The sequence below is a fragment of the Polynucleobacter sp. AP-Elch-400A-B2 genome (assembly GCF_018688355.1).
Taxonomy (GTDB): domain Bacteria; phylum Pseudomonadota; class Gammaproteobacteria; order Burkholderiales; family Burkholderiaceae; genus Polynucleobacter.
In genome coordinates this window covers 1,088,787-1,115,190 of sequence record NZ_CP061317.1, presented here as the reverse complement: position 1 = coordinate 1,115,190, position 26,404 = coordinate 1,088,787, and the positions used below count along the sequence as shown (strand labels likewise).

The following is a 26,404-nucleotide window of genomic DNA, read 5'->3' as shown; positions in this document are numbered from 1 at the left end:
TCCATGATTCGTTTACCGAAGCTTTTTAAGCGAAACCCTGAGACTGAAGCCCTTGATCGGGCTTCGGTGAGGGGTCATCGTACAGTCAATAAATTAGCCCCCCGTAGTTTTCAGCGTGCTCAAGAAAATGAAGAGCTAGCGCTTACAGAAGATCCAGATCAGCAACGTGCCCGTCATCGTCTGATTGGTGCGGCCGTCCTAGTGTTAATTGCGGTAGTCGGCCTTCCTCGTATTTTGGATAACAAGCCTAAGTCTGTGAATAACGATATTGCTGTCAATATTGTGACTAGCTTGCCTAGTCCTAATGCTGTAATGCCCGCAAATAATGAGAGAGCAAGTTCGGCTGCTGCCGTTGAGCTAGCAGCGAAAGAAAAAGCATCTACTCCACCCAAAGAAGCTGTAAAGACACCACCTCCTGCAGGAAAGATAAATTCTATTAATGGTTTGGCTGCTGGCGAAGAAGTGATTGCTGCACCAGAGGCAATCACCAAATCAAAAACTGAAGAGCTTCCTAAAAAAGTGGGGCCTGGTAAATATGTCATTCAGATTGGGGCTTTTGCATCTGAAGAGCGGGCTAAGGGCTGGATAGCTAAGATGAAGGATCAAAAGATTCCCAACTATGTTTTAAATAAAACCGGCGCTGACGGCGTAAAGCTTTATGTATTAAGAGCCGGACCTTTTGCCGACAAAGACGCAGCTGAAACTGCCGAGAAAAAAGTCAAAGCTATGGGTTTGTCTCCAAGGCTAGTTGAGTTAGAGGCCCCTTAATGGAATATTTATCCACCCTGAAATTAACCACGGTGGATTATTTCACCCTCGTAGTGCTATTGGTTTCTGGATTGGTGGGAATTTCTCGGGGTCTTTTTAAGGAGGTATTAGCGCTAGCCTCTTGGTTTGTTGCTGCTTGGGTTGCTTATCACTACACCAACTACCTTTCTGTTGAATGGCTATCTACTTTTCACATGGATGAGTTGCTGAGTTTGGGTGTGAGTTTCCTCATTCTATTTATTCTTACCTTGATTGTTTGCGGCTTGATCGGTAATGTGATTCAGAAAATCATTTTGTCTGCTGGATTGAGCATGACAGATCGATTTCTCGGTCTTGTTTTTGGCTTAGCGCGTGGCGGTGTAGTTGTAGTTGTGATGGCCACATTAGCAGCTTTGACTCCTATCCCCCAAAGCGTTGCCTGGCAGAAGGCTATTACACGACCAGCCATCGATATGGCGACTAGTTTAATTAAAGGGTGGTTGCCGGCTGATTGGGCAAAGCAATTAGGTGATGCAATGCCTAAAATTACACCCACCATTGCACCTTCATTAAAAATAGGGATCTAGGCTTATGTGCGGCGTTGTCGGAACAGTTTCCCACTCCCCAGTGAATCAACTCATTTATGATGCGCTGTTGTTACTCCAACATCGCGGTCAAGATGCTGCCGGTATGGCGACGATGAATGGTAATTCATTCACGATGCATAAAGCCAATGGACTTGTGCGAGATGTATTTAGAACGCGCAATATGCGAAGTCTGGTAGGTAGCGCCGGCATTGGTCAGGTCCGCTATCCAACTGCTGGCTCTGCAAGTAGTGAGGAAGAGGCTCAGCCGTTTTACGTGAGCGCTCCTTACGGTATTATTTTGGCCCACAATGGCAATCTCACTAATGCAGCTAGCCTGCGTGTAGAGATGGCGTATCGTGATCGTCGCCATATCAATACCAGCTCAGATACAGAAGTGTTATTGAACGTATTGGCCGATGAACTTCAAAAAGAAACCAATAGCGCAGCATTAGATGAGGACGCTATGTTTAACGCCGTTACACAAGTAACTAAGCGCGTTAAGGGTTCTTATGCGGTTGTTTCTTTAATTGCCGGTTATGGCTTGCTAGCATTTCGCGATCCGTTTGGAATTCGTCCCCTCTGTATTGGGCGCATGGATACACCGAAGGGTCCAGAGTGGATGATTGCTTCTGAGTCTGTTGCGCTTGATGGTCTTGGCTTTACCTTTGTACGTGATGTCAATCCTGGCGAAGCAATTTATATTGATTTAGATGGTAATTTCACTTCACGTCAGTGCGTTGCAGATGCGGTCCTGACGCCTTGCATTTTTGAATACGTTTATATGGCTCGTCCAGACTCTACGATTGATGGTGTGACTGTTTATAACGTTCGGATGCGTATGGGTGACTATCTTGCCGAAAAGATCCGAAAAGAAACCATTCCGGGTGAGATTGATGTTGTCATGCCGATCCCTGACTCTAGTCGCCCAGCAGCAATGCAGGTTGCTAAACGTCTAGGTGTAGATTACCGTGAAGGATTCTTTAAGAATCGCTATATCGGTAGAACCTTCATCATGCCAGGTCAGGCTGTTCGTAAAAAATCAGTTCGTCAAAAACTCAATGCCATGCGCATTGAGTTCAAAGACAAGACCGTCTTAATTGTCGACGACTCTATTGTTCGCGGTACTACCTCATTTGAGATTGTGCAGATGGCACGAGAGTCCGGCGCCAAGAAAGTGATTTTTGCTTCTGCGGCACCACCCGTGCGCTTCCCTAATGTATATGGCATCGATATGCCAACGCGTAGTGAGTTGGTTGCTTACGGCCGCACCGATGAAGAGATCAATAAGATGATTGGTGCAGACCAATTAATTTACCAAAGCGTCGAAGATATGAAGCAGGCCGTGAAAGATATCAACCCTGATATCCAGAACTTTGAGGCATCTTGTTTTGATGGCCATTATGTTACCGGCGATATCAATGAATCGTATTTAGATGCTCTAGAGGCCGCTCGTAATACTTCTGAGGCCAAAGCTGACCGCCAACGGGATTCTAGTGACTTTGCCCGTTCGCAGCTGCATTTGCACTTAGCTACAGAAGACTAAAAACAACGATCGAGTTCCTCAGGCATGCGTGTCTGAGGCAATTCTGTAATTCGGTGTCAAAATAGCGGTATGAAGAGTAAAACTATCCGTAAAAAACCTGATTTCTCCAAGCTTGCGCTTGAAACCTTAGCGGTTCGTGCAGGTACACGCCGTACCGCTGAATATCAAGAGCACTCCGAGGCTATGTTCCTCACTTCTAGCTTTTGCTTTGATAGTGCTGAACTTGCAGCTGATGGCTTTGCACATGCAGATCAAGGCTTTATTTATTCTCGCTTTACTAATCCCACTGTTAGCATGTTCCAAGATCGATTGGCTGCGCTAGAGGGTGGCGAAGCTTGCATTGCAACTTCTTCTGGTATGGCTGCTATTTTGACAATGGCAATGTCACATCTCAAGACGGGAGATCACGTTGTTTGTTCTCGCTCAGTATTTGGTGCCACCATCCAATTATTTAGTAATATTCTGGGGCGCTTTGGTATTACAACGACCTATGTAGATTTGTCGGATACCAAGGCTTGGCAGAGTGCTGTCCAAGCAAACACCAAAATGTTTTACTTGGAAACGCCGTCCAATCCCTTAACTGAGATTGCTGATATCAAAGCTATCTCCAAGATAGCAAAGAAAGCCAAGGTGCTATTTGCTGTTGATAACTGCTTTTGTACACCAGCGTTACAAAAGCCACTTGCATTAGGTGCTGACATAGTGATTCATTCGGCAACCAAATACTTGGATGGCCAGGGTCGCGTAGTGGGTGGCGCGATTGTGGGTAGCAAGGATTTCATCATGGGCAAAGTATTTCCCTATGTACGAACTGCCGGCCCAACACTTTCAGCATTCAACGCCTGGGTGTTCTTAAAAGGCTTAGAGACTCTAGAGTTGCGTATGAAGCAGCAGAGTCAAAATGCGCTAGAGATTGCTCAATGGCTTGAGAAGCAGCCGGGAGTAGAGCGCGTTTATCATCCTGGCCTGAAATCTCATCCCCAACATGCCTTGGCTAAGCGCCAGCAAAAAACAGGTGGCGCTATTTTGTCTTTCACGCTTAAGGGTGGAAAAAAAGCGGCCTTCAATTTGATAAATCAAACCAAGCTTTGCTCCATTACAGCAAACCTTGGCGATACCCGCACCACGATTACGCATCCTGCTACAACGACACACTGCCGAGTAAGCCCAGAGGCTCGTAAAGCTGCAGGTATTACTGATGGCTTGGTCCGTATCGCGGTTGGACTTGAGAGCGTAGTAGATTTAAAGAGTGATCTCATTGGTGGTTTGAAGAAGTAATTCATGGGCTTTGCCGACGCTACCCAGTTCTGGAATGAACGCTTTGATAAAAAAGAGTTCATCTTTGGTAAAGAGCCGAATGAATATCTGGTTGAGCAAGCCTTACGTTATCTAAAGCCTAATTTCTCTGTCCTCTGCATTGCTGATGGAGAAGGGCGCAATGGCGTTTGGCTCGCCAAGCAAGGAATGCGCGTTACGGGCTTTGATGTTTCTGATATCGCACTAGCTAAAGCCAATCAGTTCGCAAAAGAAAACCAAGTCAACATTCAGTACAGTCTCTGTGACACCGATGGTTTCGACTGGCAGGCTAATTCTTATGATGCGGTAATGGGGATCTTCATCCAGTTTGCCGACCCCGAAATGCGCACCAGAATTTTCAAACAAGCACATCAGACTCTGAAACAAGGTGGCCTATTTATTCTGCAGGGATATACCCCAAAGCAGTTGGAGTACAAAACAGGTGGCCCATCACTGATAGAGCATCTCTATACAGAAGAAATGATTCGTGAACTAAGCAAAGATTTTGAAATACTCGATCTGCAATGTTACGAAAAAGAATTATCAGAGGGTGCAAGGCATGCTGGTATGTCGGCATTACTGGGAATGGTAGCTAAAAAGAAGGCATAAAAAAAGCTGCCGAAGCAGCTTTTTTATTAGGCGTTGTAGCTTAAGCGCCAGCCTTCTTAGCATAAGCAGAGCACCAGCCTTTACCAGCAACTTGCTTGCCAGCAAATAATGCGCAACCACCAGCAGCTGCATCAGCTTTACCTTGGAACAAAGCACAATTAGTGCATGCCTGACCAGCAGCATATTTAGGGTACTTTGCCTTATCAACAGTAGTAGCGTTTGCTTTGTAACCTAAAGCAGTAGCCTGCGGATCGGTTTCAGCAACCATGGCTTGAGCTTGAGCTTTACCATTCAAAGCCAAGGTGCAAGCACCAGCGGCAGACAAAATCATAAATTGGCGACGACTATTTTGCATTTAAAGCTCCATATTTCCAAAGGGGTTATTAAAGTTATCAACTTCAAGCTAACATAATAATCAAAATACCACTTCTATGCATAGGGTAATAAACATTAGCGTTTTAGTGGGACATTAATGAACAGTGCCAGCTCGAGAGCTGACTAATATCTCAGATCAAACCCCCTTTTTAATGCCCTATAAAGCGCCTAGGATCATTAATGAGGCGTAAGGGCATGATGTGAATTTGATTGCCATCGAGCTCGATATGCATTTGCTTACCAACTTCCATCTCCAGCCTCTTTACTTCAGCAGAGGAGGCTTCCCATTCAATCGTATTTTGACTATTCTGAATTCGCAATTGAATAACGGCTATTTGGCCAAGACTGCTCATCTTTTCAACTAAGGCGGGTATGCTGGTTTGCGTTGCTTTGTTATGAACGCTTAAGCCACTTTGGGGAATAACCCAGGCAACCCGTGCTTTCGGTGGAATCTTTCCTTTGTCGGCGACTGTAAAGACCTTTGTGCAGCCATCCCAACTCAAGCTGCCGGTATCGAATACGCCATTAAACATATTGCTAATACCAACTAATTCTGCAACCCTTGAATTTCGAGGTTTCTCAAACAGTACCTGCGGCGCTGCAGTTTGCAGGCTGATGCCTTGGTCAATAACAGTAATTCGATCAGCCAATAAATCAGCCTCTCGTAGATCATGTGTGACTAATAAGATGGGGATATGTAAATCTGTACGTAAGTCTGCCAATGTTTTATAAAGACCTTGGCGTGTTGGTGTATCGATCGCCGAAAATGGTTCATCCAGCAGCAGAACTTTAGGCTGTCTAGCTAGAGCTCTTGCGAGAGCAACGCGTTGCTGTTGTCCCCCAGATAATTGATTTGGCATGCGCTCTGCGAGATTAGCAATCCCCATGCGGTCCAGTAGATCTAGGCTAATCGCCTTGCGCTCAAAGGTGCTGAGTTCAGAGTTTTGCAATGGAATTGTTACATTACCTAAGGCGCTAAGATGAGGAAAAAGGGCATATTGCTGAAATAAGAAACCGCAAGACCGTTCTGCGGGTGAGAGTTGTTGGACTTTACTGCCCAGACCATCAGATTCAAACCAGACCTCATCATTGCACTCAATTTTTCCACTGGCTGGTTTATTCAGGCCTGCAATGGTTCTGAGCGCAGTAGTTTTGCCGCTACCAGAAGGTCCAACTAATGCATGCAGCTCACCTAGTTCGCATTCCAAGCTGATTTGCAATGGACTTGGGATGATCTGCGCAATCTTGACCTTTAGCATTGGTTGAAACCTTTGCGCAGATTTGGCTTACGCCCTAACAATCCATAGGAGAGAGCAATGCATATGAGAGATATACCCAAGAGCACAAGAGCGATGGCTCCAGCACCAGTAGTGTCAAAGCTCTGCACTTTGTCATAAATTGCAATAGAGGCTGTTTTTGTCTCGCCTGGTATTGCGCCACCAACCATCAGAACGACGCCGAATTCCCCAAGGGTATGGGCGAAGGTGAGGGCAGCAGCGCCAGTAATGCCGCGCCAAGAAAGTGGCAGTTCAATTAAACGAAAGATTTGCCAATTACTGAGACCGCTGACTTGGGCAGCCTCTCGGATTTCAGGATTAATGGCCTCAAAGGCGCGCTGTATAGGTTGAATGGCAAATGGGATATTGGCAATTAGAGATGCGAGGAGGATCCCTGTAAATGAAAATACGAGGGGAGCACCAAAAATACTGGTGTTAGCAAATGAAACAAGAAAATAGTAGCCCAAAACTGTGGGCGGTAGAACCAAGGGAAGTGCCAGGGCAGCCTCAACCCATGGCCGGCTTTGATTGAGATTCATTAGCTTATGGGCAGCCCATATCCCAAATGGCAACATCAGAGCCGTGGTCCAAAAAGCAAGCTTTAAGGACAGCAGAATTGCGTCAATATCCATACTCGCATTGTATTGCCTTCACAGGCTAGGGTATTTCTCTATATGAATACATGACTCTTAGGTATTTAATAAATACATATATACGCATATATGATTATTAATAATGAATATAAAAGCTAAAGCAAAAAAAGCCACCAAAGATCTCTCACCACAAGCGATGGAAGAAGTTTTTTCTCGTGTTGCGGAATACTTCAATGTTCTTTCGGAGCCGTCACGCCTACGCATCATGTACGCAGTGTGTAGCGGTGAAAAGTCTGTATCCGAGGTTGTTGAGTTATGTGGCTCGAGCCAGGCCAATGTTTCACGACACCTTTCTGCTCTCCATAAAGCAGGAATTTTGCTTAGACGCAAAGAAGGCATCACTGTCTTTTACTCAATTGCTGATAACGCAACGGTAGAAATGTGCCAAACCGTGTGCGCAAAAATTGCTGAGAGTTTGCATTAATTTTGAAGAATCTATTGACCAAAGCAAATATCAAATGACCAAAAAACAAATTGAGATCAGTGCTAAGGACATCAGCGCAATCGAAAAGCCAGCCAATCAGGCTCGTCTTGTAAAGGCACCTGAACATTTCATTTCTCAGGAGCTGATCGCCGATATCAATACAAATGGTTTAGATGAAAAGCGTCGCAACTTCTTGCAAAAAGGTTTTATGTCTGCTCTGGGTGGCGTAAGCGCTGGACTAGTATCCCCAATAGCGATGGCAGCAGGTGAGGGTGATCCAGCTATTCTGGAAAAACAAGAATGGCAAACAACACTTGGCAAGAATGTGGCAACCATGCCATATGGTGTGCCATCTATTTATGAATCCAATTTAATTCGCCGTGAGTCGCCTGGGCTTACCCGTGTCTCTGCTGCATCTGTAGCCTTTACACCTCTTCAAGGTCTATTTGGAACTATCACTCCAAACGGTTTACATTTTGAACGACACCACCAAGGCTGGTACAACGTCGATCCAGATAAACATCGTTTGATGGTGAATGGCATAGTGAAAAACCCACGCGTTTTCACGATGAACGACTTAATGCGCTTGCCATCAGTTTCACGTACTCACTTCATTGAATGCGGTGCAAATACTGGATTGGAATGGGGTAATGTAGCTGTTCCAACCGTCCAATACACGCACGGTATGCTCTCTTGCTGTGAATTCACAGGAGTTCCTTTAAAAGTATTATTAGAAGAGTGTGGCGCTGACTTCAAAAATGGCAAGTTCATGCTGGCCGAGGGTGGTGATGGCTCAGGAATGACGCGTACCATCAATCTAGAGAGCTGCCTTAACGACACCATAGTTGCTTGGGCTATGAACGGTGAGATGTTGCGCCCAGAAAATGGCTTCCCCTTGCGCTTGGTAGTTCCTGGGGTACAAGGTGTTAGCTGGGTGAAGTGGTTACGTCGTTTAGAAGTTGGGGATATGCCTTGGAATACCAAAGACGAAGCGGTTCACTATATTGAGTTAATGCCGAGTGGTGATCACCGTCAATATGCCTCAATTCAGGAATGCAAATCTGTTATCACCACGCCATCGGGTGGCCAACAGCTATTGGATAAGGGTTTTTATAACGTGAGTGGTATGGCTTGGTCTGGTCGCGGAAAAATTACTCGAGTGGATGTTTCTTTTGATGGTGGTAATAATTGGCGAACAGCCCGCCTTGAAACGCCTGTACTCACTAAATCTATTACGCGTTTCAATATCGATTGGGTATGGGATGGCTCCCCAGCAATCATGCAATCAAGAGCCGTGGATGACACTGGCTATATTCAACCGTCGATTAAAACGTTACGTAATGTACGCGGTACACGCTCTATCTATCACAACAATGCAATCCAATCATGGAAATTGGATTCAAACGGCGAGGTGAGCAATGTTCAAGTTGGATAAATTGAAGATCCGCCTAGGTGTTGCGGCACTCATCACAGTAACTGCGCAATTCACATTTGCCCAATCAGGTTCAGCTAAGTTTCCTGGTATTGGCAGGGTAGCTACTCCTGCTGAAGTTACAGCTTGGGATATCGATGTGCGCCCAGACTTTAAGGGCTTGCCAAAAGGATCTGGTTCTGTTGAAAAAGGCCAGATTATTTGGGAAGCTCAATGCGCCAGTTGTCACGGTACCTTTGGTGAGTCTAACGAAATCTTTACGCCTATCGCTGGTGGTACCTCCAAGGAAGATCTGAAGACAGGTCGAGTTGCCTCATTAAAAGATATGAAGCAGCCACAAAGAACAACCTTAATGAAAGTACCTACAGTATCTACATTATGGGATTACATTTATCGCGCTATGCCATGGAATGCTCCTAGATCACTGACCCCGGATGACACTTATGCATTAGTTGCATTTATTTTGAGTCTCGGTGAAATCGTTCCAGATGATTTTGTTCTCAGCGATAAGAATATCGCTGAAATTAAAATGCCAAATCGTAATGGCATGACGACTAAACACGGCTTCTGGAATGTCAAAGATAAGCCTGACGTCAACGGTAGTGCATGCATGCATAACTGCGTGCCATTTGTACAAATTGGGTCAACCTTGCCGGATTTTGCTCGTAATGCGCATGAAAATATTGCAGAGCAAAATCGTATGTATGGCCCATATCGCGGTGCAGACACTACAAAGCCACCGATTAAGCAATTACCTGGAGCTTCAGGTCTTGGTTTAGCGCACGCAGCGGATACCCATTCTTCTGCAGCAAAAGGTCCCTCAGCCCTCTTCAAAAATGAGAACTGCTCCGCTTGCCATGCGCCTAATGCAAAGTTAGTGGGGCCTTCAATAGTAGATATTGCTAAAAAATATGAGGGTCAGAGTGGTGCAGTGGATAAGTTAATGACCAAGGTAAAAGTTGGGGGAGCAGGAGTATGGGGCTCTATCCCGATGCCGGCTCAAGCTCAGCTTTCTGACGAAGATCGCAAAGCTTTAGTGGTCTGGATGCTTACCGGCGGTAAATAAAAAGCTATTTTTGGTAGTTGGCAGAGTGTTTTAATGCAAAATAAGCAATAAATTGAGAGAAGTAAAGATTAATAAAGGAGTTTTTATGAATCAGCAGCGTCGCAGTGTATTGAAGTACTCAGCAGTATTTGGCTTGATGGCTTCTGCAGGCCTTATTAGTACTGCTCAGGCACAAGAGTGGAATAAAGCCGCTTTTGAAGGCAAGGGTATCGATGATGTATTTAAGATCATGGGTGCTAGTAGCCCAGAAAAATCATCCGCAGTGACTTTAAATGCCCCTGATATTGCTGAAAACGGTGCAGTCGTTCCTGTCGGAATTATCACTTCGCTCAAAGCAGATCAAATGGCAATCTTAGTTGAAAAGAATCCAAGTGCACTTGCAGCTCAATTCTTCATCCCGGCTGGTACAGACGCTTTTGTCACTACCCGTATCAAGATGGGTCAAACATCTAATGTATATGGCTTAGTCAAGGCTGATGGTAAGTGGCTAATGACTGTTAAAGAGGTCAAAGTAACGCTTGGTGGTTGCGGCGGTTAATTCCACGGCAATCCAATAGAACAATTCATTTATATAAAGAGTAAAAAAGGAACCAAAATGGCTGATCCAATGCGCGTAAGAGCTGCTGAAAATGGTGGCACTGTAGACGTAAAAATTTTGATGAAACACGATATGGAATCTGGTCAGCGTAAAGACGCTGCCGGTAAAACTATTCCAGCATGGTTTATCAGCACAATTAATGTAAAAGCAAATGGCAAGGATGTATTTAATGGCCAATTTGGTCCAGCGGTTTCTAAGGATCCATTTTTGAACTTTAAGTACAAGGGCGCTAAGGGCGACAAAATTGTTGTGACCTGGAATGATAATAAGGGCGACAAACGCACTGACGAAGCAACTGCTTCTTAATTATTTTTTTGCTTTAATAAATCTTTACCGCCTCCGTGGTTTTGAAAGGGTAGGAAATGCAGCGTAAATTGACCTTAGGGCTAGCTACTGGTTTAGTGGCAGCTTTATTAACAATGACATCTTCAGTGTCAGCACAAAAGAGTGCTACAGACGATATTGCTAAATATCGCGAGATGATTGCTGACGGAAATCCTTCAGAGCTCTACGAGGCGGCAGGTGAAGAGCTGTGGAAAAAACCGGCCGGTCCAAAGAATGTAACTCTTGAGAAATGTAATCTAGGTTTAGGGCCTGGGGTAGTGAAGGGTGCAGCTGCACAACTGCCACGCTACTTCAAAGACACAAATAAGGTTCAAGATTTAGAGTCACGCTTGATGACGTGTATGCAAGTGCTGCAGGGCCGAGATCCACAGGAAATGATTGATGCTCCATTCCAAAAGGGTCCTAAAAAGGATATGGAAGCTATTGTTGCCTATGTTGTTACTTTATCTAAGGGTGACAAGATAAAGGTAAGTACAGCGCATCCTAAAGAGAGAGAGATGTATGACCTTGGTAAGCGCGCTTTCTTCTTCCAGGGTGGTCCGATGGACTTCTCCTGCGCTTCTTGCCATGCTGAAAACGATAAGCGTATTCGTTTGCAAGATTTACCGAATATTACAGAGCAAAAGGGTGCTGCTTTGGGTTGGGGTTATTGGCCCGCCTATCGAGTATCGAGTGGTCAATTTTGGACGATGCAACAACGTTTAAATGATTGTTTCCGTCAGCAACGCTTTCCTTTTCCAATTTATGGCTCAGATGTCACCTTAGCCTTGTCCATGTATATGGCTAAAAATGCGAATGGTGGAATTGTTGAAACACCTGGCTTAAAGCGTTAATGGATAAGAGATGAATATGAAAATGACACACTTAAAACAACTCTTAGCTGCTTCAGGATTTATTTTTGTCGCTGGTTTAGCGCAAACGCCTGCTCTTGCTCAGCAGAAAAATGATCCAAAATTTATTAAGATGATTCAAGAAAGCTTCCGCGCTGACGGTATCGCTGGATTAAATCGGATTGATCAAGATGCTACTCAGAAGTTCTGCTCAGATCCTCAGTTTGCCAATAGCAAGCAAGGTCAAGCTACGCGCGAAAAAATTCAGAAGATGAATATGGATTCGATTAAACAACCGTCTGATGGTAAGTATATTGGTGATTGGAAGAATGGTGAGCGGATCGCACAAAGTGGTCGTGGGGCAACCTGGAGCGATACTGCTGAAACTCCGATTGGTGGCGGTTGTTACAACTGTCATCAAATTGATGCCAAAGAAATCTCTTATGGGAATATTGGCCCATCGCTAACTGGTTATGGAAAAATTCGTGGCTATTCCAAAGAGGTTGTCACCTATACCTGGAATCGTATTAATAACTCAAAGGCCTATAACGCATGTAGTAATATGCCGCGCTTTGCCCACTTCAAATTATTGAATGAGCAGCAAATGCAAGATGTCATGGCTTTGCTGCTGGATCCAGAATCACCTGTGAACAAATAGCACATTTAAACGGGCCGTGAGGCCTGTTTTTTTAAGGAATCACTATGTCATTAAATCGACGCGAATTTTTGCAAGCGTTGGCTATCGCCTCTGCTGGTGGTATGAGTTTGCAATCTAATTTCGCTAGTGCGCAGTCAACTGCTAAAAAATTCTATGATTTACCAAAGTTTGGTAACGTACATTTTCTCCACTTCACGGACTGCCATGCGCAACTACTACCAATTTATTTCCGTGAGCCTAATGTCAATCTTGGTATCGGCGCGCAAGAAGGTAAAACGCCGCACCTAGTTGGAGAGTATTTTCTAAAGACTAACGGTATTCAGCCGGGGACGCGTGATGCGCATGCCTTTACCTATCTGGATTACGTCGCAGCTGCGCAAAACTACGGCAAGATGGGTGGTTTCGCTCATATGGCAACTTTGATTAAACAAATTAAAGCTAGTCGTCCGGGTGCGATGTTATTGGATGGTGGTGATACCTGGCAGGGATCTGCTACAGCACTTTGGACTAACGGTCAGGATATGGTTGACGCAGCTTTGCTCTTGGGAGTCGATGTGATGACTGCGCACTGGGAAATGACCCTAGGTGAGAAGCGCGTCATGGAAATCGTGAACGGGGACTTCAAGGGCAAGGTTTCTTTTCTAGCTCAAAATATTAAGACTGCAGACTTTGGTGACTCAGTCTTCAATCCGTATTTAATGAAGGTACAAAACGGTATTCAAGTAGCCATTATTGGTCAGGCCTTCCCATATACGCCGATTGCTAACCCGCGTTATTTCACGCCAGACTGGACATTTGGTATTCAGGAAGAAAATCTTCAGAAGACCATTAATGAAGTAAAGGCCAAAGGCGCAAAAGTAGTTGTGTTGCTGTCACATAACGGCATGGATGTTGATTTAAAGATGGCATCACGTATCAGTGGCTTAGATGCGATTATGGGAGGCCATACGCATGATGGTGTTCCGACTCCAGTCAAGGTGAAGAATTCAGGTGGAGTAACTTTAGTTACCAATGCAGGTTCAAATAGTAAATTCTTGGGAGTGCTTGATTTTGATGTGAGGGGTGGTAAGCCAGTAGATTTCCGCTACAAGCTTTTCCCAATCTTCTCGAATATGATTCCGGCCGATCCTGCGATGAATAAGCTGATCGCTAAGATACGGGCGCCATATGAAACTAAGTTGAATGAGAAATTAGCCACTACTGATGGTCTTTTGTATCGTCGAGGTAACTTCAATGGTAGTTTCGATCAGTTAATTTTAGATGGATTGATGGCTCAGAAGAATGCAGAGATTGCTTTCTCTCCGGGCTTTCGTTGGGGCACCAGCTTATTACCAGGGCAAGCCATTACCCGTGAGAACCTGCTAGACCAAACCGCCATCACCTATCCATACACCACAGTTACCAATATGACTGGTGAAACAATCAAGACTATTTTGGAAGATGTTGCGGACAACTTGTTTAACCCCGATCCGTATTACCAGCAGGGTGGTGACATGGTTCGTGTGGGTGGAATGCAATACACCATTGATCCAGCAGCATCTGCCGGTAAGCGGATTAGTGATATGCGTTTAAATGGCAAGGACATTGATCCCAGCAAGACATATAAGGTTGCTGGTTGGGCACCGGTTAGCGAAGATGCTAAGAATATTGGTGGCGAGCCGATTTGGGATGTGATGGAGCGCCATTTGCGTGATGTGAAGGTGGTTAAAGCTGTGAAGCTCAATGAGCCGATCATTAAGGGTGTAAAAAATAATCCTGGAATGATTTCACTCTAATACTTTTTATCTGAGATCGATAATGAAAAAATTACTTCAATGCCTGGCTGTTACTTCTACCCTGTTTGCCAGCGGAGCCTATGCAGCGGGACCCACAGAAGTGGTTTATCACATTGATGATGCCGAATCTCAGGGCATTAAAGGGCTGCGTAATATACGGAATCATTTGGATGTATCCCCAAAGACCAAGATCATTGTTGTTACTCATGCCAATGGTGTCGATATCATGATGGAAGGTGCAAAAGATAAGAGGAATGGTATTGAATATGCACCCCTAGTAGGTGCATTGAAGTCACGTGGTGTTCGTTTTGAAGTCTGCGAGATTACCTTAACGAATCGCAATCTGAAGAAAGATCAATTTACTCTAGATACGGACTTCACCCCATCAGGAGTAGTTCGAGTTGCCGATCTTCAGTTTCAAAATCATTTCGCTTATATCAAGCCTTAAGCTTATGCAACTGTTGTATCTTGAGTTGCGCGAACGTGAACTGCGTGCACTTGCCTTTGGTGTACTCTGGCTGCTGATATCTATATCCACCGTTTATGCTTCTGATGACTTAATCTTAAAGCCCATTCAGGTTGCGCCACATACCTATTTCGTAAAAGGTTTGGCGGAGATGGGTAGCAGTAAAAATCAAAACTTTATTTCAAATGCGGGGTTTGTGGTTACGCCAAAGGGTGTTGTTGTCGTTGATGCCCTGGGTTCACCAGCACTTGCTAAGAAACTCATTGTGGAAATTAAAAAGCTCACATCCAAAAAAATAGTTGCCGTCATCGTCACGCACTACCATGCGGACCACGTCTACGGACTCCAAGAGTTTAAGCAGGTTGGGGCGAAGATTTATGCACAAGGTGAGGGTAGAAACTACATCTCCTCCGAAACTGCTAAACAGCGTCTGATCGCATCACGCACTGATTTTGCCCCTTGGGTAAACGCATCCACTCATTTAATATCAGCAGACGTCTGGATAGATCAGAGTTTCACGCTCACTGTCGGCGGCATCGAATTTAAGATTAGTAGAGTGGGGCCCGCTCATGCGCCCGAGGACTTAATTATTTATGTACCATCTGAAAAAGTCCTTTTTGCAGGAGACTTGGTCTTTCGGGGTCGGATTCCCTTTGTTGGCAATGCTGATAGCAAGGGCTGGTTGCAAGCTTTGAATGAAATTGAATCACTAAACCCCAGTATTGTGATTCCTGGCCATGGAGCTCCTTCCATTAATCCAATTCAAGATATTGGCTTCACCAGAGAATATTTGCAGTATTTACGTCAATCGATGGCAAAGTCAGCTATCGATATGGATCCTTTTGAGGAGGCCTATCAACGGGCTGATTGGTCAGAATACGAAGGAATGCCCTTGTTTAGGGCGGCAAACCGCATGAATGCCTATAACGTTTACCTCTCAATTCAGGCGGAATAAGGCATATTTGTCATCTGGCTTTAAAATAGCGGTTTACTTCGCTAAATGACTGATTTCAAATGAAATTGCCACTGATTAAGCTTGTATTTACCTTTGTTGCCATGTTCGGTCTGCATTTATCCGCCCATGCCACGCCGGATCTTGCAAATGGCAAAAAAATTGATCAGCAAAAATGCTATGCTTGCCACGCCAAAAAATCCGGGTTTGGCAATGGAGACATGATCTACACCCGTAGCGATAGCAAGGTTAAAAACCTTCAGAACTTAAAGACGATGGTCGCTTTATGCAATACAGAATTACGTCTTGATCTTTTTCCTGAGGATGAGGTTGACGTAACAGCCTTTCTCAATAAACAGTTTTATAAATTTAAATAATTTCAGTAAAGATTTTTATTATGGATGCGGTAGATACTTCTTCTCTCAGCAAATCAGTTTTACTTGCTACTTTTGCAGTGACTTTCTTGCTTGGCGCAGTGATGCAAAAAACCGGTTTTTGTAGCATGGGTGCAGTCTCAGATATTTTTATCATGTCAAGCTGGGGTCGTTTAAAGCAGTGGTTTCTGGCCATCGGTGTTGCGATCATTGGGTTTGCTTTGATGTCTTACTTGGGCCTGATTGATCCACTTAAAAGTTTCTACACCGGTAATAAGCTTTTATGGCTATCTTCCATTGTAGGTAGCACCTTATTTGGTTTTGGTATGGTGCTTTCTTCTGGTTGCGGTAGCAAGACTCTTGTCCGCATTGGCGGCGGTAATCTCAAATCCGTTATTGTTTTCCTCGTTCTTGGGCTCACCGCTTATATGACTATGAAGGGCTTTCTCGGTGTTATACGCATCAACACCTTTGACTCTGTCTTCATAGCACTGAATACGCCTCAAGATCTTCCAAGCATCTTAAGTTCAGTCACAGGTATTGCTCGCAACAACTTACACCTAGCTCTAGGTTTAGTAGTGGGGTCTGCCTTTATTGCTTACGCACTTACAAGCAAAGCTTTTTGGACTGCTGAAAACCTATTTGCTGGAACTTTTGTTGGTCTGGCTATTTGCGCTGTATGGTGGATATCAGGTAACTTGGGCTTTGTTGCCGAGGATCCCAACACCTTAGAAGAGGTTTTCTTAGTAACCAATTCTGGTCGTATGGAGAGCCTCTCGTTTGTTGCGCCTTATGCCTTTTCTCTGGATTGGTTAATGATGTATAGCGATACTTCAAAGGTAATCACAGTCGGCATCGCTGCTGTCATTGGAATGATTTCTGGATCTTTCTGCGTTTCTATTCTGACTAAGTCATTCCGTTGGGAGAGCTTTCGCGATACGGAAGATACAGCCAACCATTTAATTGGCGCATCTTTGATGGGATTTGGCGGTGTTACTGCACTTGGTTGTACTGTTGGACAAGGCTTAAGCGGCATTTCCACTTTGGCAGTTGGATCGCTACTTGCCTTGCCAGGATTTATCTTCGGCGCCTACCTAGCACTTCGTTATTTAGAAACGCGTAATGCGCCTAATCCCTGTAGTTAACTCATAAACTAGGCTGAATTATATGCAGATAGATTGGCTTACTTTTACTCCTGGCCCCGCATTTCTAGGTGGAATTTTGTTGGGCCTTGCAGCTGCCTTGTATGTCATCCTCCATGGCCGAATCTTAGGTATCAGTGGAATTGTTTCTGGATTACTGCCCCCCAAAGAGGGCGATACTAATTGGCGCTTAAGTCTTGTTTTGGGATTGTTGAGTGCCCCAATCTTAGCGGGCCTCTTTTTTGGGCTTCACACAATAACTGTGATTGATGCCGATTGGATCACCATCATCATTGCTGGTCTTCTAGTAGGTTTTGGCGCAAACTATGGCTCGGGTTGCACTAGCGGTCATGGTGTTTGCGGCCTGTCCCGTCTTTCGCCAAGATCTTTAGTTGCTACAGTGTCTTTCATGGGTGCTGGATTTTTTATAGTGTTTGTCATTCGTCATGTGCTGGGCCTATAAATCATGAGAAGACATTTCAATTTTTTTAGTCAGTATTTTATTGGTGTTTTATTCGGAACTGGTCTGATCATTTCCGGCATGAGTAACCCGCAGAAGATTCTGAATTTTCTTGATCTTGCTGGAAACTGGGACCCATCCTTAATCTTTGTGATGGGTGGTGCAATTCTGGTTGGCCTTGCCGGTTTCTATCTGGTCTCCAAGCGTTCGGAAGCTTTTTTTGGTGGTGCGTTACATATTCCCACTCGGAGAGATATTTCGAAGCCCCTTATCATAGGTAGCCTCATTTTTGGAGCGGGGTGGGGTATTGCTGGTTTCTGTCCAGGCCCTGCAATTGTTGCTCTCGGGGCAGGTCACCTTAAGGCTCTCGTCTTTATATTGGCAATGCTTGCTGGTATGGCTATCTGCAACCGCTTCTTTACAGGCCACAAAAAGTAAGTCTGATTTAGAATCTAAGTTATTGGTTTTTAAATTCTTATTATTTTTTGAGGTTTAGATGAGTCTTCCTATTGCCTGCCATACCGATCACTTCGGTACATTGGGTCAAATCGACCCTAGCCACTTAGCTGAGATTGTTAAACAAGGTTACAAAAGCGTCATCAATAATCGCCCAGATTTTGAAGGTGGTCCTGATCAGCCTACAAATGCAGAAATTCAGGCTCAAGCTGAAGCTTTAGGTTTAAATTACGTTTTTTTACCAGTGATTCCTGGTGCATTTACGCCAGATCAAGTGCTTGAGATGGCGCGCTTACTGAAGACTATGCCGAGCCCTATTTTGGCTTTTTGTCGGTCTGGTGCTCGCTCTACCAATTTGTATCACATGGCTTTACAAGTTCGTTAATGAATGATCGTTCAGTAAATATTCATGCGTATTGAAATCCCAGAAGAAAAAAAGTTTGTACACCAAATGTGTATGCCAATTCGTTGGGGTGATATGGACGCATATGGACATGTTAATAACACGGTGTACTTTCGGTATATGGAGCAGGCTAGGGTAGAGTGGATTACATCCATGGGATATAGCATTACTCCTGGTAACGAGTCTATGTTGATGATCAATGGCTTTTGTAATTTCTATCAACAACTTACCTATCCAGGCGAACTGATTCTAAAAACCTATATTGGTAATATTGGGCGCTCTAGTGTGGATGTTTACACTACGATGGCTCTAACTACTGAGCCAGATGCGATGTCTGCGGTCGGCGGCGCTACTATGGTGTGGGTGGACATGAAGACAGGTAAATCGGCACCTTGGCCTGATCACGTGATCTCTAAGCTGCAATAGGATATTTTTTGCAACCCATTAACCCGCATATTCTGAGCATTGAAAAGCTGGCATCCTCTTTAGCTGAACTTGATGCCATTATTGATGTGAGAACACCTGCGGAGTTTGCTTTAGATCATATACCCGGTGCAATCAATCTTCCGGTCCTAAGTAATGATGAGCGTATTGAGATTGGGACTCTGTACAAGCAAGCCTCCCCATTTGTTGCCAAGAAATTGGGTGCTGCTTATGTTTCGCGTAATATTGCCGATCATTTAGAAAACTCCCTGATTGATTTTCCGAGAGAGTGGCGCCCCTTAATTTATTGTTGGCGTGGTGGTGAGCGTAGTGGTGCCTTTACTCATATCCTCAATCGCATTGGCTGGAAAGCCCTGCAATTGCAAAGTGGTTACCAAGGCTTTCGGCGTGTCGTGATTAATGATCTCGACCAAGCTGCTAAAGATTTTTCTTTTCAGGTGATTGCTGGCATGACCGGAAGTGGTAAGACACGCATTCTTCAGGAAATTGGTTTACTTAATCAGCAGATACTAGATCTAGAAGGCTTGGCTATTCACCGTGGATCGGTACTGGGTAACGAACCCAATATAGAGCAGCCTTCACAAAAAGGCTTTGAGACGAATCTATGGAATGCATTGAATTCATTAGATCCGTCCAAGACAGTGTTTGTCGAATCTGAAAGCAAAAAGGTTGGCGGATTGCACATTCCCGATCTCTTGATGGAGCGCATTCGTGAGGGGCAATGCATAGAGCTTCGCTCTAACACCCATACGCGAGTATCCTGGTTGCTAAGGGAGTATCAGCATTTCTTATCTTATCCCGACAACTTTAAAGAAAAGCTAAGCTTGCTGACATCACGTTATGGCAAGGAGCAAATCAATAAATGGCATGAGGCCATTGATGTAGGTGATTTTGAGAGTTTGGTCGAGGAGTTATTGGTGATGCATTACGACCCATCCTATCAATCCTCAATTATTCGTAATTTTCCGAGCTATCGCGAAGATCACTTTGTACAACTTGAGAATGACAGTGATGAAGCATTTGCAAAAACAGCAAAAGATCTGATCACCAAGCTTGGACTTTAACTAAAAGCCTGAATTCCAGTTTGTGCACGACCCAAGATGAGGGCGTGAATATCATGTGTACCTTCATAAGTATTGACGACTTCCAGATTGAGCATATGACGAATGACGCCATACTCATCAGAGATGCCGTTACCGCCGTGCATATCTCTCGCTAGGCGGGCAATATCCAATGATTTTCCACAAGAGTTGCGCTTCATGATGGAGGTGATTTCTGGCGCTGCAATCCCTTCATCTTTCATACGACCTAAACGTAGGCAGCCTTGTAGCGCTAAGGTAATTTCAGTTTGCATATCTGCAAGTTTCTTTTGTACCAGCTGATTTGCTGCGAGAGGGCGATCAAATTGCTTGCGATCCATGGTGTATTGGCGCGCTGCATACCAACACCACTCAGCAGCCCCAAGCGTACCCCAGGCAATGCCATAGCGTGCTGAGTTTAAGCAAGTAAATGGGCCCTTGAGACCAGTAACTTCTGGGAACTCATTTTCGGCTGGAACGAAGACTTCATCCATGACGATTTCACCGGTGATGGAGGCGCGTAGACCCATTTTGCCACTGATCTTGGGTGCGGATAAGCCCTTCATACCTTTTTCTAGAATGAAGCCTCTAATCAAGCCCTCATCATTTTTAGCCCAGACAACAAATACATCTGCGATTGGAGAATTAGAGATCCACATCTTGGATCCAGTTAATGAAAAGCCGCCCGGAACCTTTTTGGCTCTAGTGATCATGCCACCGGCATCAGAACCATAGTTGGGCTCAGTTAAGCCAAAGCAACCAATCCATTCGCCGGTGGCTAATTTTGGTAAGTATTTTTGCTTTTGTGCTTCAGTACCAAATTCATTAATGGGCACCATCACTAAAGAAGATTGCACACTCATCATGGAGCGGTAACCAGAATCAACGCGCTCAATTTCGCGAGCGATCAGTCCATAAGAAACGTAATTTAGATTTGCACCACCGTACTGCTCAGGAATAGTGATTCCTAAAAGGCCCAGCTCGCCCATTTCACGGAAGATTGCAGAGTCAGTAGTCTCATTACGAAAAGCATCATGTACACGTGGCATCAATCGACCCTGTGCATATTCGGCTGCCGCATCACGAATCATGCGCTCGTCTTCTGTCAGTTGTGTATCAAGGAGTAGGGGGTCGGCCCAATTAAAACTAGCTTTGCTCATGGTTCTTAATGATCCTTTAGGGGGTTTTAATCAGCATTTTGTTTATTTTCAAGAATGCGGATATTCTTTTATCTATTATCCATTTTTCTAGACTTATGGACGCACCTAGACGTCATCATCGCTATTACGACCTGATATTGGCTGCCTTTGTGGTGGTTCTGCTGTGCTCCAACTTTATAGGCGCTGGCAAGGCTGCCACATTAGATTTGCCCTATTTTGGCAATCTCACCTTTGGGGCTGGAATCCTCTTTTTTCCGATTGCTTACTTTTTTGGCGATATCCTGACTGAGGTCTATGGCTACGCTTACGATCGCCGGGCAGTTTGGGCGGGTTTTGCAGCCCTCGCTTTTGCCGCGATCATGGCACAATTGGTGATTGCTTTGCCAGTCGCACCCGGCTCCTATATGGCCAACTACCAGCAGGGTATGGAAACGGTATTTGGCAATTCTTGGCGAGTAGCACTTGCCTCAATGATTGCTTTTTGCTGCGGAAGTTTCGTAAATAGCTATACCTTGGCGAAAATGAAGATCCTGACCCAAGGGCGCCATCTCTGGATGCGTACCATTGGTTCTACCGCTTGCGGAGAATTGGTCGACTCCTCACTCTTTTATATTCTGGCCTTTTACGGTCTATGGCCGATAAATGAGGTCTTGGCTGTCGCGGCGTCTCAATATGTCCTAAAGACTGCCTGGGAGGTTCTAGCAACCCCTCTGACCTATTGGGTGATTGGTTTTCTCAAGCGTCAGGAAAATCAGGACCACTACGATATTCATACTGATTTCACGCCATTTAAGCTGAAAGTCTAATTTACGGCTTTTTTAGCCGCAAGCCGTTAAAATAATGCTCTTTGATGCAAAACCTGCATCCGCATCCTTGAATTGACCTATCAGAAAGTAAGAATACATCCGTGCTGTCCGCATCTAATATCACTATGCAGTTTGGGGCAAAACCCCTGTTCGAAAACATTTCCGTTAAGTTTGGCGGCGGTAATCGCTATGGCCTGATCGGCGCAAACGGTTGCGGTAAATCCACTTTCATGAAGATTTTGGGGGGAGAGCTAGAGCCAACCAGCGGAAACGTGAGCCTCGATCCTGGTATTCGTTTGGGTAAATTGCGCCAAGACCAATTTGCGTATGAAGATGAGCGCGTACTTGATGTGGTGATGATGGGTCACGAAGAGATGTGGAAAGCTGCAGCTGAACGCGATGCTATCTATGCCAACGCAGATGCCACTGATGAAGATTACATGAAGGCTGCTGAGCTCGAAGGTAAATATGCCGAGTACGGTGGCTATACCGCAGAGGCAAAAGCAGGTGAGCTGTTGTTAGGTATTGGTATTCCAATCGAGCAACATAATGGGCCAATGAGTGCCGTGGCCCCGGGTTGGAAATTGCGCGTATTGTTGGCGCAAGCTTTGTTCTCCGATCCAGATGTATTGCTACTGGATGAGCCAACCAATAACTTGGATATTCACTCCATTCATTGGCTTGAAGACATTCTGAACCAAATTAAGAGCACGATCGTCATCATTTCCCATGATCGCCACTTCCTCAATGAGGTATGCACGCATATGGCGGATATGGACTTTGGAACATTGAAGGTGTATCCGGGAAATTACGACTCCTACATGCTGGCATCCGTTCAGGCAAGAACACAGCAACTTAGCAATAACGTTAAAGCCAAAGAAAAGATTGCTGAATTAGCGGCTTTCGTGGCCCGATTCTCTGCAAATGCATCGAAGGCACGTCAGGCTACCTCACGTCAAAAACAATTAGAGAAAATTGAGATTGTTGAAGTGAAGCCCTCTTCACGTCAGAACCCATTTATTCGTTTTGATTCTGAGAAGAAGTTACACAATATGGCTGTTGAGTGCAATGCGCTGACTAAGGCCTATGACCGTACCATCTTCAAAAATTTTAAGCTAGCTGTGCGTGCCGGTGAAAAGATTGCCATCATTGGACAAAACGGTGCAGGTAAGACAACGCTGCTTAAAACTATTTTGAGTAAACGCTTTGATGGAATTTCCGCCGACAGCGGTGATGTGAAGTGGGCAGAAAACGCCTACGTGGGCGTAATGCCACAAGACAATACTGAGATGTTCGCAAAAGACGAATTGCTCATGGATTGGATGAATAGCTGGCGTAATACAGGTGACGATGATCAATCGATTCGTGGCACATTAGGTCGCTTACTATTCTCTGGCGATGATATTGGCAAGTCCGTCAAAGTACTATCTGGTGGCGAGAAGGGCAGAATGATTTGGGGCAAATTGATGCTTCAAAAATATAACGTACTTGCAATGGATGAGCCTACGAACCACATGGATATGGAATCCATTGAGAGCTTGCAAATTGCGCTTGAGAAATACGAAGGCACTTTAATTTTTGTATCCCATGATCGTGAGTTTGTCTCAGCACTGGCTAATCGTATCCTCGAAGTGAAGATGGATGGTTCAATTGCCGACTACTCGGGAACCTACGAAGAATATCTACGTAGTCAAGCTTTAGCTGGCTAAATTTCTTACTTGGCTTGACGTTGGAATCGCATTGCAGTGCCTTCTGCACGGATGCGTTTCCAGACAGAATCTTTTTCTTCTTGGCTAAAAAAGACCCAATTACTGACTTCACCTAGAGTGCGGCCACAACCTTGGCAGACGTCATCGTACAGTGTCGTGCAGACTCCAATGCAAGGGGAGTCAGAGCTGTCGTCACCAACAGCTAAAGAATTTGCCCCAGCTTGTTCTGGTGAGTTGTTAATGGATTCGGTCATAGCAGTACTTTAGACGATTTCAAAGGAATATGTTGCTCGAGCTCATCAACATAAGCTGCCATACCTGCACGTTCACGCTCTAAAAAACGCTTCACTGCATTTGAAAAGCCAGCATCCGCTATCCAGTGGGCTGATTGCAGAGTGGTTGGTAAAAAGCCTCTAGCCATCTTGTGTTCGCCTTGGGCTCCACCTTCAAATACTTGAATGCCCTCCTTAATACAATACTCAATTGCCTGGTAATAAGCTAATTCAAAATGTAGACAGGGGATATGTTCGATTGCTCCCCAATAACGCCCGTATGCTTTTGAGTTCGGGCGATCCACTACCAGCAACGATGATGCAATTGGCCTTTCATCCTGGATGGCAATAATGAGGTGAAAATTCTCAGGTAAATCCTTTCCAAGCATTTGAATAGATTCTTCCGTTAAGTAAGGGGAAGAGCGATGCTCAATATACGTATTTTCATAGCAGCGATAAAAGAATGCCCAATCATCTTTCGTTGCTTGCGTTCCTGGAATATGTTGATAGCTCATTTTGTGCATGGCTACAGATGCACGCTCTCGCCGAATATTCTTGCGACGTTTCATGGTGAGATCTGCAAGAAATTGCTCAAAGTCTTGGTAACCGATGTTTTGCCAGTGAAACTGTACTGAGTTACGCAACATAAATCCTTGTTTTTCCAGCTCCAATAGTTCGCTGCTCTCGGGAAAGAGGACGTGGGCAGACGAAAGTGCGTTTTGATCAACTAGTGTCTTTAATCCAGAGACTAAGATCTCTTGTACTGCATTCTTATCCGCTGTTTGCGCTACGAGTAGTCTGGGTCCGCGTACGGGAGTAAAGGGAATGGCGGAGAGCGCTTTGGGATAGTAGGGCATATTGTTCTGCTCGTATGCCTGAGCCCATGCCCAGTCGAAAACAAACTCTCCATAGGAGTGTCGCTTTAGATAGAGGGGCATGGCACCGAGGAGTCTTGATTCAGAATCCTCAACGAGTAAGTGAGTAGCTTGCCAGCCAGTATTGCCGCCCACACATCCGCTAAGCTCTAATGCATTGAGAAATGCATGCTTTAGAAATGGGCCTGCTTCAGGCGATAGCAGGGCATTCCAATCATCTTCAGCAATCTGCGAAAGACTATCAATAACTCGAAGTTGGATGGCGCCTTGCTTCAACTAAATAAAAAATATCTAGCGTTGAATTAATTCGATTTTATAGCCGTCAGGGTCGGTGACGAAAGCGATGACGGTATCACCACCCATGACCGGGCCAGCCTCACGCGTAACATTTCCGCCGGCGGCTTTGATTTTTTCACAAGCGGCATAGGCGTCATCAACGCCAATAGCAATGTGTCCGTAGGCGTCACCAAGTTGATAGCTCTCTACACCATGGTTGTATGTGAGTTCAATCTCAGACTGGCCGTCTGCATTCCCTTTTCCGAAACCTACAAATGCAAGAGAATATTTTTGCTCTGGGCGTTCAGTGCTACGAAGCAGGTTCATTCCCAAAACTTTGGTATAGAAATCAATCGAACGAGTCATATTGCCAACTCTGAGCATAGTGTGAAGAATCATCATTCTGCCAATATAAAGGTAAATCTGGTTTCCCGTTGCTCAAGAAAAAACCCAGGGAGTTGGCCTGGGTTTGTAATCTTGAAGTACAAACTTCTTATTGAATCTTGGCCTTAGCGCGGAGCTTTTGCATCAACTCAGAGAACTTCATTTTTTGCCAATTTTGATCTGCTGTGATCATCTGCTTTAGCTGGTCTTTGATTTCTTCCATGCTTGGCGCCTTGACATCGCGAACATCATCCATTCTGATGATGTGCCAGCCATATTGGGTCTTTACGGGTTTGTCTGTAATCTTCCCTTTTTTTAGCTGCACCATCGCTTTGGAAAATTCCGGGACAAGCGCTTTATCGCTTACCCAGCCCAGATCTCCGCCATTTGGTGCAGAGCCGGGATCCTTGGACTTCTCCTTAGCAATTTGTGCAAAGTTAGCACCGGCTTTGATTTGGGCGGTAATGGATTTTGCATCCACTTCTTTTTCTACCAAAATATGCTCTACGTGATACTCCTTACCGGTGTACTGGCCTTTCACTTGCTCGTATGCTGCTTTCAGCTCGGACTCTGCAACGCCTTCACGCTCTACGTAGTCTTCAAAAACCGCTGCTATCAAAACACCCATCTTGGATTGTTCGAGTTGATCGCGTACTGATTCTTTTTGCATGACACCGCGATTGTTAGCTTCTTGCAAAATGAGTTCACGAGTAACCAGCATTTCTCTTGCTTGATCTCGTACTTGCGGATTATCTGGTTGATTGGATTTTTGAACCAATTTGTCTAGTTGCGCCTTCGGAATTGCCTTGCCATTAACAATGGCGGCGTTTTGGGCATAAACGGCTGTTGAGAAAAGCGCAGCAGCGCAGGCGCTGATAGTCAAAAATTGGCGTGTGTTGAACATGGAGAGGAATTTAAATATTGGTAAAAG

32 protein-coding genes are annotated in these 26,404 nt (G+C 44.9%); 24 read left to right on the top strand and 8 right to left on the bottom strand.

Features of this window, described 5'->3' with window-relative positions; translation table 11 throughout:
* Positions 1-3 precede the first annotated feature (3 nt).
* From FD977_RS05785 to FD977_RS05765, 5 genes are all read left to right on the top strand, one after another.
* Positions 4-768: an SPOR domain-containing protein gene (locus FD977_RS05785; protein ID WP_215304161.1), complete on the top strand. Its 765-nt coding sequence runs from the start codon at positions 4-6 to the stop codon at positions 766-768.
* On the top strand, positions 768-1,334 hold the full coding sequence (locus FD977_RS05780; protein WP_215304160.1) for a CvpA family protein: 567 nt from the start codon (positions 768-770) through the stop codon (positions 1,332-1,334). The genes FD977_RS05785 and FD977_RS05780 overlap by 1 nt, the downstream gene beginning before the upstream one ends.
* 4 nt (positions 1,335-1,338) lie before the next feature.
* Positions 1,339-2,877, top strand: coding sequence for an amidophosphoribosyltransferase (purF, locus tag FD977_RS05775; protein ID WP_215304159.1), 1,539 nt, complete (start codon positions 1,339-1,341; stop codon positions 2,875-2,877).
* A gap of 69 nt (positions 2,878-2,946) precedes the next feature.
* Positions 2,947-4,155, top strand: a complete 1,209-nt coding sequence (locus FD977_RS05770) for an O-succinylhomoserine sulfhydrylase (RefSeq protein ID WP_215304158.1) — start codon at positions 2,947-2,949, stop codon at positions 4,153-4,155.
* Between the two features lie 3 nt (positions 4,156-4,158).
* A complete protein-coding gene (locus FD977_RS05765) occupies positions 4,159-4,782 on the top strand; it encodes a bifunctional 2-polyprenyl-6-hydroxyphenol methylase/3-demethylubiquinol 3-O-methyltransferase UbiG (RefSeq protein WP_215304157.1) in 624 nt (207 codons plus the stop codon).
* 40 nt (positions 4,783-4,822) lie between these two features.
* On the opposite strand, the gene FD977_RS05760 is transcribed toward FD977_RS05765, so the two are convergent.
* The 3 genes from FD977_RS05760 to modB all read right to left on the bottom strand — a co-directional run bounded on the left by FD977_RS05760 (position 4,823) and on the right by modB (position 7,066).
* A complete protein-coding gene (locus FD977_RS05760) occupies positions 4,823-5,137 on the bottom strand; it encodes a high-potential iron-sulfur protein (protein WP_215304156.1) in 315 nt (104 codons plus the stop codon).
* Between the two features lie 169 nt (positions 5,138-5,306).
* Complete coding sequence (locus FD977_RS05755) at positions 5,307-6,416, bottom strand: ABC transporter ATP-binding protein (RefSeq protein WP_215304155.1); 1,110 nt, start codon at positions 6,414-6,416, stop codon at positions 5,307-5,309.
* On the bottom strand, positions 6,410-7,066 hold the full coding sequence (gene modB / locus FD977_RS05750) for a molybdate ABC transporter permease subunit (RefSeq protein WP_215304154.1): 657 nt from the start codon (positions 7,064-7,066) through the stop codon (positions 6,410-6,412). The genes FD977_RS05755 and modB overlap by 7 nt, the downstream gene beginning before the upstream one ends.
* 103 nt (positions 7,067-7,169) lie before the next feature.
* On the opposite strand from modB, the gene FD977_RS05745 reads away from it, so the two are divergent.
* From FD977_RS05745 to mnmH, 17 genes are all read left to right on the top strand, one after another.
* On the top strand, positions 7,170-7,511 hold the full coding sequence (locus FD977_RS05745) for a metalloregulator ArsR/SmtB family transcription factor (RefSeq protein ID WP_215304153.1): 342 nt from the start codon (positions 7,170-7,172) through the stop codon (positions 7,509-7,511).
* 79 nt (positions 7,512-7,590) lie between these two features.
* Entirely contained in the window at positions 7,591-8,946 is a 1,356-nt protein-coding gene (gene soxC, locus FD977_RS05740) for a sulfite dehydrogenase (protein WP_371743124.1), read from the top strand.
* Entirely contained in the window at positions 8,930-10,009 is a 1,080-nt protein-coding gene (locus tag FD977_RS05735) for a c-type cytochrome (RefSeq protein WP_215304151.1), read from the top strand. Before soxC ends, FD977_RS05735 begins: the two co-directional genes overlap by 17 nt.
* 85 nt (positions 10,010-10,094) lie before the next feature.
* Entirely contained in the window at positions 10,095-10,547 is a 453-nt protein-coding gene (gene soxY / locus FD977_RS05730) for a thiosulfate oxidation carrier protein SoxY (protein WP_215304150.1), read from the top strand.
* Positions 10,548-10,604: 57 nt separating this feature from the next.
* Entirely contained in the window at positions 10,605-10,913 is a 309-nt protein-coding gene (gene soxZ, locus FD977_RS05725) for a thiosulfate oxidation carrier complex protein SoxZ (RefSeq protein WP_215304149.1), read from the top strand.
* 56 nt (positions 10,914-10,969) lie between these two features.
* A complete protein-coding gene (gene soxA / locus FD977_RS05720) occupies positions 10,970-11,785 on the top strand; it encodes a sulfur oxidation c-type cytochrome SoxA (protein ID WP_215304148.1) in 816 nt (271 codons plus the stop codon).
* A gap of 16 nt (positions 11,786-11,801) precedes the next feature.
* The gene (soxX, locus tag FD977_RS05715) at positions 11,802-12,440 is read left to right on the top strand and encodes a sulfur oxidation c-type cytochrome SoxX (protein WP_215304147.1); all 639 of its coding nucleotides are present in this window, start codon (positions 11,802-11,804) and stop codon (positions 12,438-12,440) included.
* Positions 12,441-12,484: 44 nt separating this feature from the next.
* A complete protein-coding gene (gene soxB, locus FD977_RS05710; protein ID WP_215304146.1) occupies positions 12,485-14,215 on the top strand; it encodes a thiosulfohydrolase SoxB in 1,731 nt (576 codons plus the stop codon).
* Between the two features lie 22 nt (positions 14,216-14,237).
* On the top strand, positions 14,238-14,663 hold the full coding sequence (locus FD977_RS05705; RefSeq protein WP_215304145.1) for a DsrE family protein: 426 nt from the start codon (positions 14,238-14,240) through the stop codon (positions 14,661-14,663).
* A gap of 4 nt (positions 14,664-14,667) precedes the next feature.
* Positions 14,668-15,636 (top strand): MBL fold metallo-hydrolase, encoded by a 969-nt coding sequence (locus FD977_RS05700; RefSeq protein ID WP_215304144.1) that lies wholly within the window; start codon positions 14,668-14,670, stop codon positions 15,634-15,636.
* Between the two features lie 59 nt (positions 15,637-15,695).
* Entirely contained in the window at positions 15,696-16,010 is a 315-nt protein-coding gene (locus FD977_RS05695; protein ID WP_251369435.1) for a hypothetical protein, read from the top strand.
* Between the two features lie 20 nt (positions 16,011-16,030).
* Positions 16,031-17,152 carry a YeeE/YedE family protein gene (locus tag FD977_RS05690; RefSeq protein WP_215304143.1) on the top strand — a complete coding sequence of 374 codons (1,122 nt, stop codon included), beginning with the start codon at positions 16,031-16,033 and terminating at the stop codon, positions 17,150-17,152.
* A gap of 22 nt (positions 17,153-17,174) precedes the next feature.
* A complete protein-coding gene (locus tag FD977_RS05685; RefSeq protein ID WP_215304142.1) occupies positions 17,175-17,612 on the top strand; it encodes a YeeE/YedE family protein in 438 nt (145 codons plus the stop codon).
* 3 nt (positions 17,613-17,615) lie between these two features.
* Positions 17,616-18,047 carry a DUF6691 family protein gene (locus FD977_RS05680; RefSeq protein ID WP_215304141.1) on the top strand — a complete coding sequence of 144 codons (432 nt, stop codon included), beginning with the start codon at positions 17,616-17,618 and terminating at the stop codon, positions 18,045-18,047.
* A 58-nt stretch (positions 18,048-18,105) separates the two neighbouring features.
* Complete coding sequence (locus FD977_RS05675; RefSeq protein WP_215304140.1) at positions 18,106-18,450, top strand: TIGR01244 family sulfur transferase; 345 nt, start codon at positions 18,106-18,108, stop codon at positions 18,448-18,450.
* A gap of 24 nt (positions 18,451-18,474) precedes the next feature.
* A complete protein-coding gene (locus FD977_RS05670) occupies positions 18,475-18,894 on the top strand; it encodes a thioesterase family protein (protein WP_215304139.1) in 420 nt (139 codons plus the stop codon).
* Between the two features lie 8 nt (positions 18,895-18,902).
* Positions 18,903-19,976, top strand: coding sequence for a tRNA 2-selenouridine(34) synthase MnmH (gene mnmH / locus FD977_RS05665; protein ID WP_215304138.1), 1,074 nt, complete (start codon positions 18,903-18,905; stop codon positions 19,974-19,976).
* Here mnmH and FD977_RS05660 read toward each other — a convergent pair.
* Positions 19,973-21,151 (bottom strand): acyl-CoA dehydrogenase, encoded by a 1,179-nt coding sequence (locus tag FD977_RS05660; RefSeq protein WP_215304137.1) that lies wholly within the window; start codon positions 21,149-21,151, stop codon positions 19,973-19,975. The two genes, mnmH and FD977_RS05660, sit on opposite strands and share 4 nt — an antisense overlap.
* A gap of 95 nt (positions 21,152-21,246) precedes the next feature.
* Here FD977_RS05660 and FD977_RS05655 point away from each other — a divergent pair, with 95 nt between their 5' ends.
* Entirely contained in the window at positions 21,247-21,957 is a 711-nt protein-coding gene (locus FD977_RS05655; protein WP_215304136.1) for a queuosine precursor transporter, read from the top strand.
* Positions 21,958-22,058: 101 nt separating this feature from the next.
* A complete protein-coding gene (locus FD977_RS05650; RefSeq protein ID WP_215304135.1) occupies positions 22,059-23,666 on the top strand; it encodes an ABC-F family ATPase in 1,608 nt (535 codons plus the stop codon).
* 5 nt (positions 23,667-23,671) lie between these two features.
* On the opposite strand, the gene FD977_RS05645 is transcribed toward FD977_RS05650, so the two are convergent.
* The 4 genes from FD977_RS05645 to FD977_RS05630 all read right to left on the bottom strand — a co-directional run bounded on the left by FD977_RS05645 (position 23,672) and on the right by FD977_RS05630 (position 26,377).
* Positions 23,672-23,920: a DUF1289 domain-containing protein gene (locus FD977_RS05645; RefSeq protein WP_215304134.1), complete on the bottom strand. Its 249-nt coding sequence runs from the start codon at positions 23,918-23,920 to the stop codon at positions 23,672-23,674.
* A complete protein-coding gene (locus FD977_RS05640; RefSeq protein ID WP_215304133.1) occupies positions 23,917-25,089 on the bottom strand; it encodes a GNAT family N-acetyltransferase in 1,173 nt (390 codons plus the stop codon). The genes FD977_RS05645 and FD977_RS05640 overlap by 4 nt, the downstream gene beginning before the upstream one ends.
* A 15-nt stretch (positions 25,090-25,104) precedes the next feature.
* Complete coding sequence (gene gloA, locus FD977_RS05635; protein WP_215304132.1) at positions 25,105-25,491, bottom strand: lactoylglutathione lyase; 387 nt, start codon at positions 25,489-25,491, stop codon at positions 25,105-25,107.
* A gap of 91 nt (positions 25,492-25,582) precedes the next feature.
* On the bottom strand, positions 25,583-26,377 hold the full coding sequence (locus tag FD977_RS05630) for a peptidylprolyl isomerase (RefSeq protein ID WP_215304131.1): 795 nt from the start codon (positions 26,375-26,377) through the stop codon (positions 25,583-25,585).
* Positions 26,378-26,404: the final 27 nt, after the last annotated feature.

Excerpts from the sequence above, each read along its gene's own strand:
- FD977_RS05785 (WP_215304161.1), top strand. The coding sequence starts at position 4 with ATGATTCGTTTACCGAAGCTTTTTAAGCGAAACCCTGAGACTGAAGCC.
- FD977_RS05655 (WP_215304136.1), top strand. The coding sequence starts at position 21,247 with ATGGACGCACCTAGACGTCATCATCGCTATTACGACCTGATATTGGCT.
- FD977_RS05760 (WP_215304156.1), bottom strand. The coding sequence starts at position 5,137 with ATGCAAAATAGTCGTCGCCAATTTATGATTTTGTCTGCCGCTGGTGCT.
- FD977_RS05645 (WP_215304134.1), bottom strand. The coding sequence starts at position 23,920 with ATGACCGAATCCATTAACAACTCACCAGAACAAGCTGGGGCAAATTCT.
- FD977_RS05770 (WP_215304158.1), top strand. The coding sequence starts at position 2,947 with ATGAAGAGTAAAACTATCCGTAAAAAACCTGATTTCTCCAAGCTTGCG.
- FD977_RS05765 (WP_215304157.1), top strand. The coding sequence starts at position 4,159 with ATGGGCTTTGCCGACGCTACCCAGTTCTGGAATGAACGCTTTGATAAA.
- FD977_RS05675 (WP_215304140.1), top strand. The coding sequence starts at position 18,106 with ATGAGTCTTCCTATTGCCTGCCATACCGATCACTTCGGTACATTGGGT.
- purF (WP_215304159.1), top strand. The coding sequence starts at position 1,339 with ATGTGCGGCGTTGTCGGAACAGTTTCCCACTCCCCAGTGAATCAACTC.
- soxB (WP_215304146.1), top strand. The coding sequence starts at position 12,485 with ATGTCATTAAATCGACGCGAATTTTTGCAAGCGTTGGCTATCGCCTCT.
- FD977_RS05780 (WP_215304160.1), top strand. The coding sequence starts at position 768 with ATGGAATATTTATCCACCCTGAAATTAACCACGGTGGATTATTTCACC.
- FD977_RS05660 (WP_215304137.1), bottom strand. The coding sequence starts at position 21,151 with ATGAGCAAAGCTAGTTTTAATTGGGCCGACCCCCTACTCCTTGATACA.
- FD977_RS05745 (WP_215304153.1), top strand. The coding sequence starts at position 7,170 with ATGAATATAAAAGCTAAAGCAAAAAAAGCCACCAAAGATCTCTCACCA.
- gloA (WP_215304132.1), bottom strand. The coding sequence starts at position 25,491 with ATGATGATTCTTCACACTATGCTCAGAGTTGGCAATATGACTCGTTCG.
- FD977_RS05630 (WP_215304131.1), bottom strand. The coding sequence starts at position 26,377 with ATGTTCAACACACGCCAATTTTTGACTATCAGCGCCTGCGCTGCTGCG.
- FD977_RS05670 (WP_215304139.1), top strand. The coding sequence starts at position 18,475 with ATGCGTATTGAAATCCCAGAAGAAAAAAAGTTTGTACACCAAATGTGT.
- modB (WP_215304154.1), bottom strand. The coding sequence starts at position 7,066 with ATGGATATTGACGCAATTCTGCTGTCCTTAAAGCTTGCTTTTTGGACC.
- FD977_RS05690 (WP_215304143.1), top strand. The coding sequence starts at position 16,031 with ATGGATGCGGTAGATACTTCTTCTCTCAGCAAATCAGTTTTACTTGCT.
- FD977_RS05680 (WP_215304141.1), top strand. The coding sequence starts at position 17,616 with ATGAGAAGACATTTCAATTTTTTTAGTCAGTATTTTATTGGTGTTTTA.
- FD977_RS05700 (WP_215304144.1), top strand. The coding sequence starts at position 14,668 with ATGCAACTGTTGTATCTTGAGTTGCGCGAACGTGAACTGCGTGCACTT.
- FD977_RS05735 (WP_215304151.1), top strand. The coding sequence starts at position 8,930 with ATGTTCAAGTTGGATAAATTGAAGATCCGCCTAGGTGTTGCGGCACTC.
- soxX (WP_215304147.1), top strand. The coding sequence starts at position 11,802 with ATGAAAATGACACACTTAAAACAACTCTTAGCTGCTTCAGGATTTATT.
- FD977_RS05755 (WP_215304155.1), bottom strand. The coding sequence starts at position 6,416 with ATGCTAAAGGTCAAGATTGCGCAGATCATCCCAAGTCCATTGCAAATC.
- soxA (WP_215304148.1), top strand. The coding sequence starts at position 10,970 with ATGCAGCGTAAATTGACCTTAGGGCTAGCTACTGGTTTAGTGGCAGCT.
- FD977_RS05705 (WP_215304145.1), top strand. The coding sequence starts at position 14,238 with ATGAAAAAATTACTTCAATGCCTGGCTGTTACTTCTACCCTGTTTGCC.
- soxZ (WP_215304149.1), top strand. The coding sequence starts at position 10,605 with ATGGCTGATCCAATGCGCGTAAGAGCTGCTGAAAATGGTGGCACTGTA.
- soxY (WP_215304150.1), top strand. The coding sequence starts at position 10,095 with ATGAATCAGCAGCGTCGCAGTGTATTGAAGTACTCAGCAGTATTTGGC.
- FD977_RS05695 (WP_251369435.1), top strand. The coding sequence starts at position 15,696 with ATGAAATTGCCACTGATTAAGCTTGTATTTACCTTTGTTGCCATGTTC.
- FD977_RS05685 (WP_215304142.1), top strand. The coding sequence starts at position 17,175 with ATGCAGATAGATTGGCTTACTTTTACTCCTGGCCCCGCATTTCTAGGT.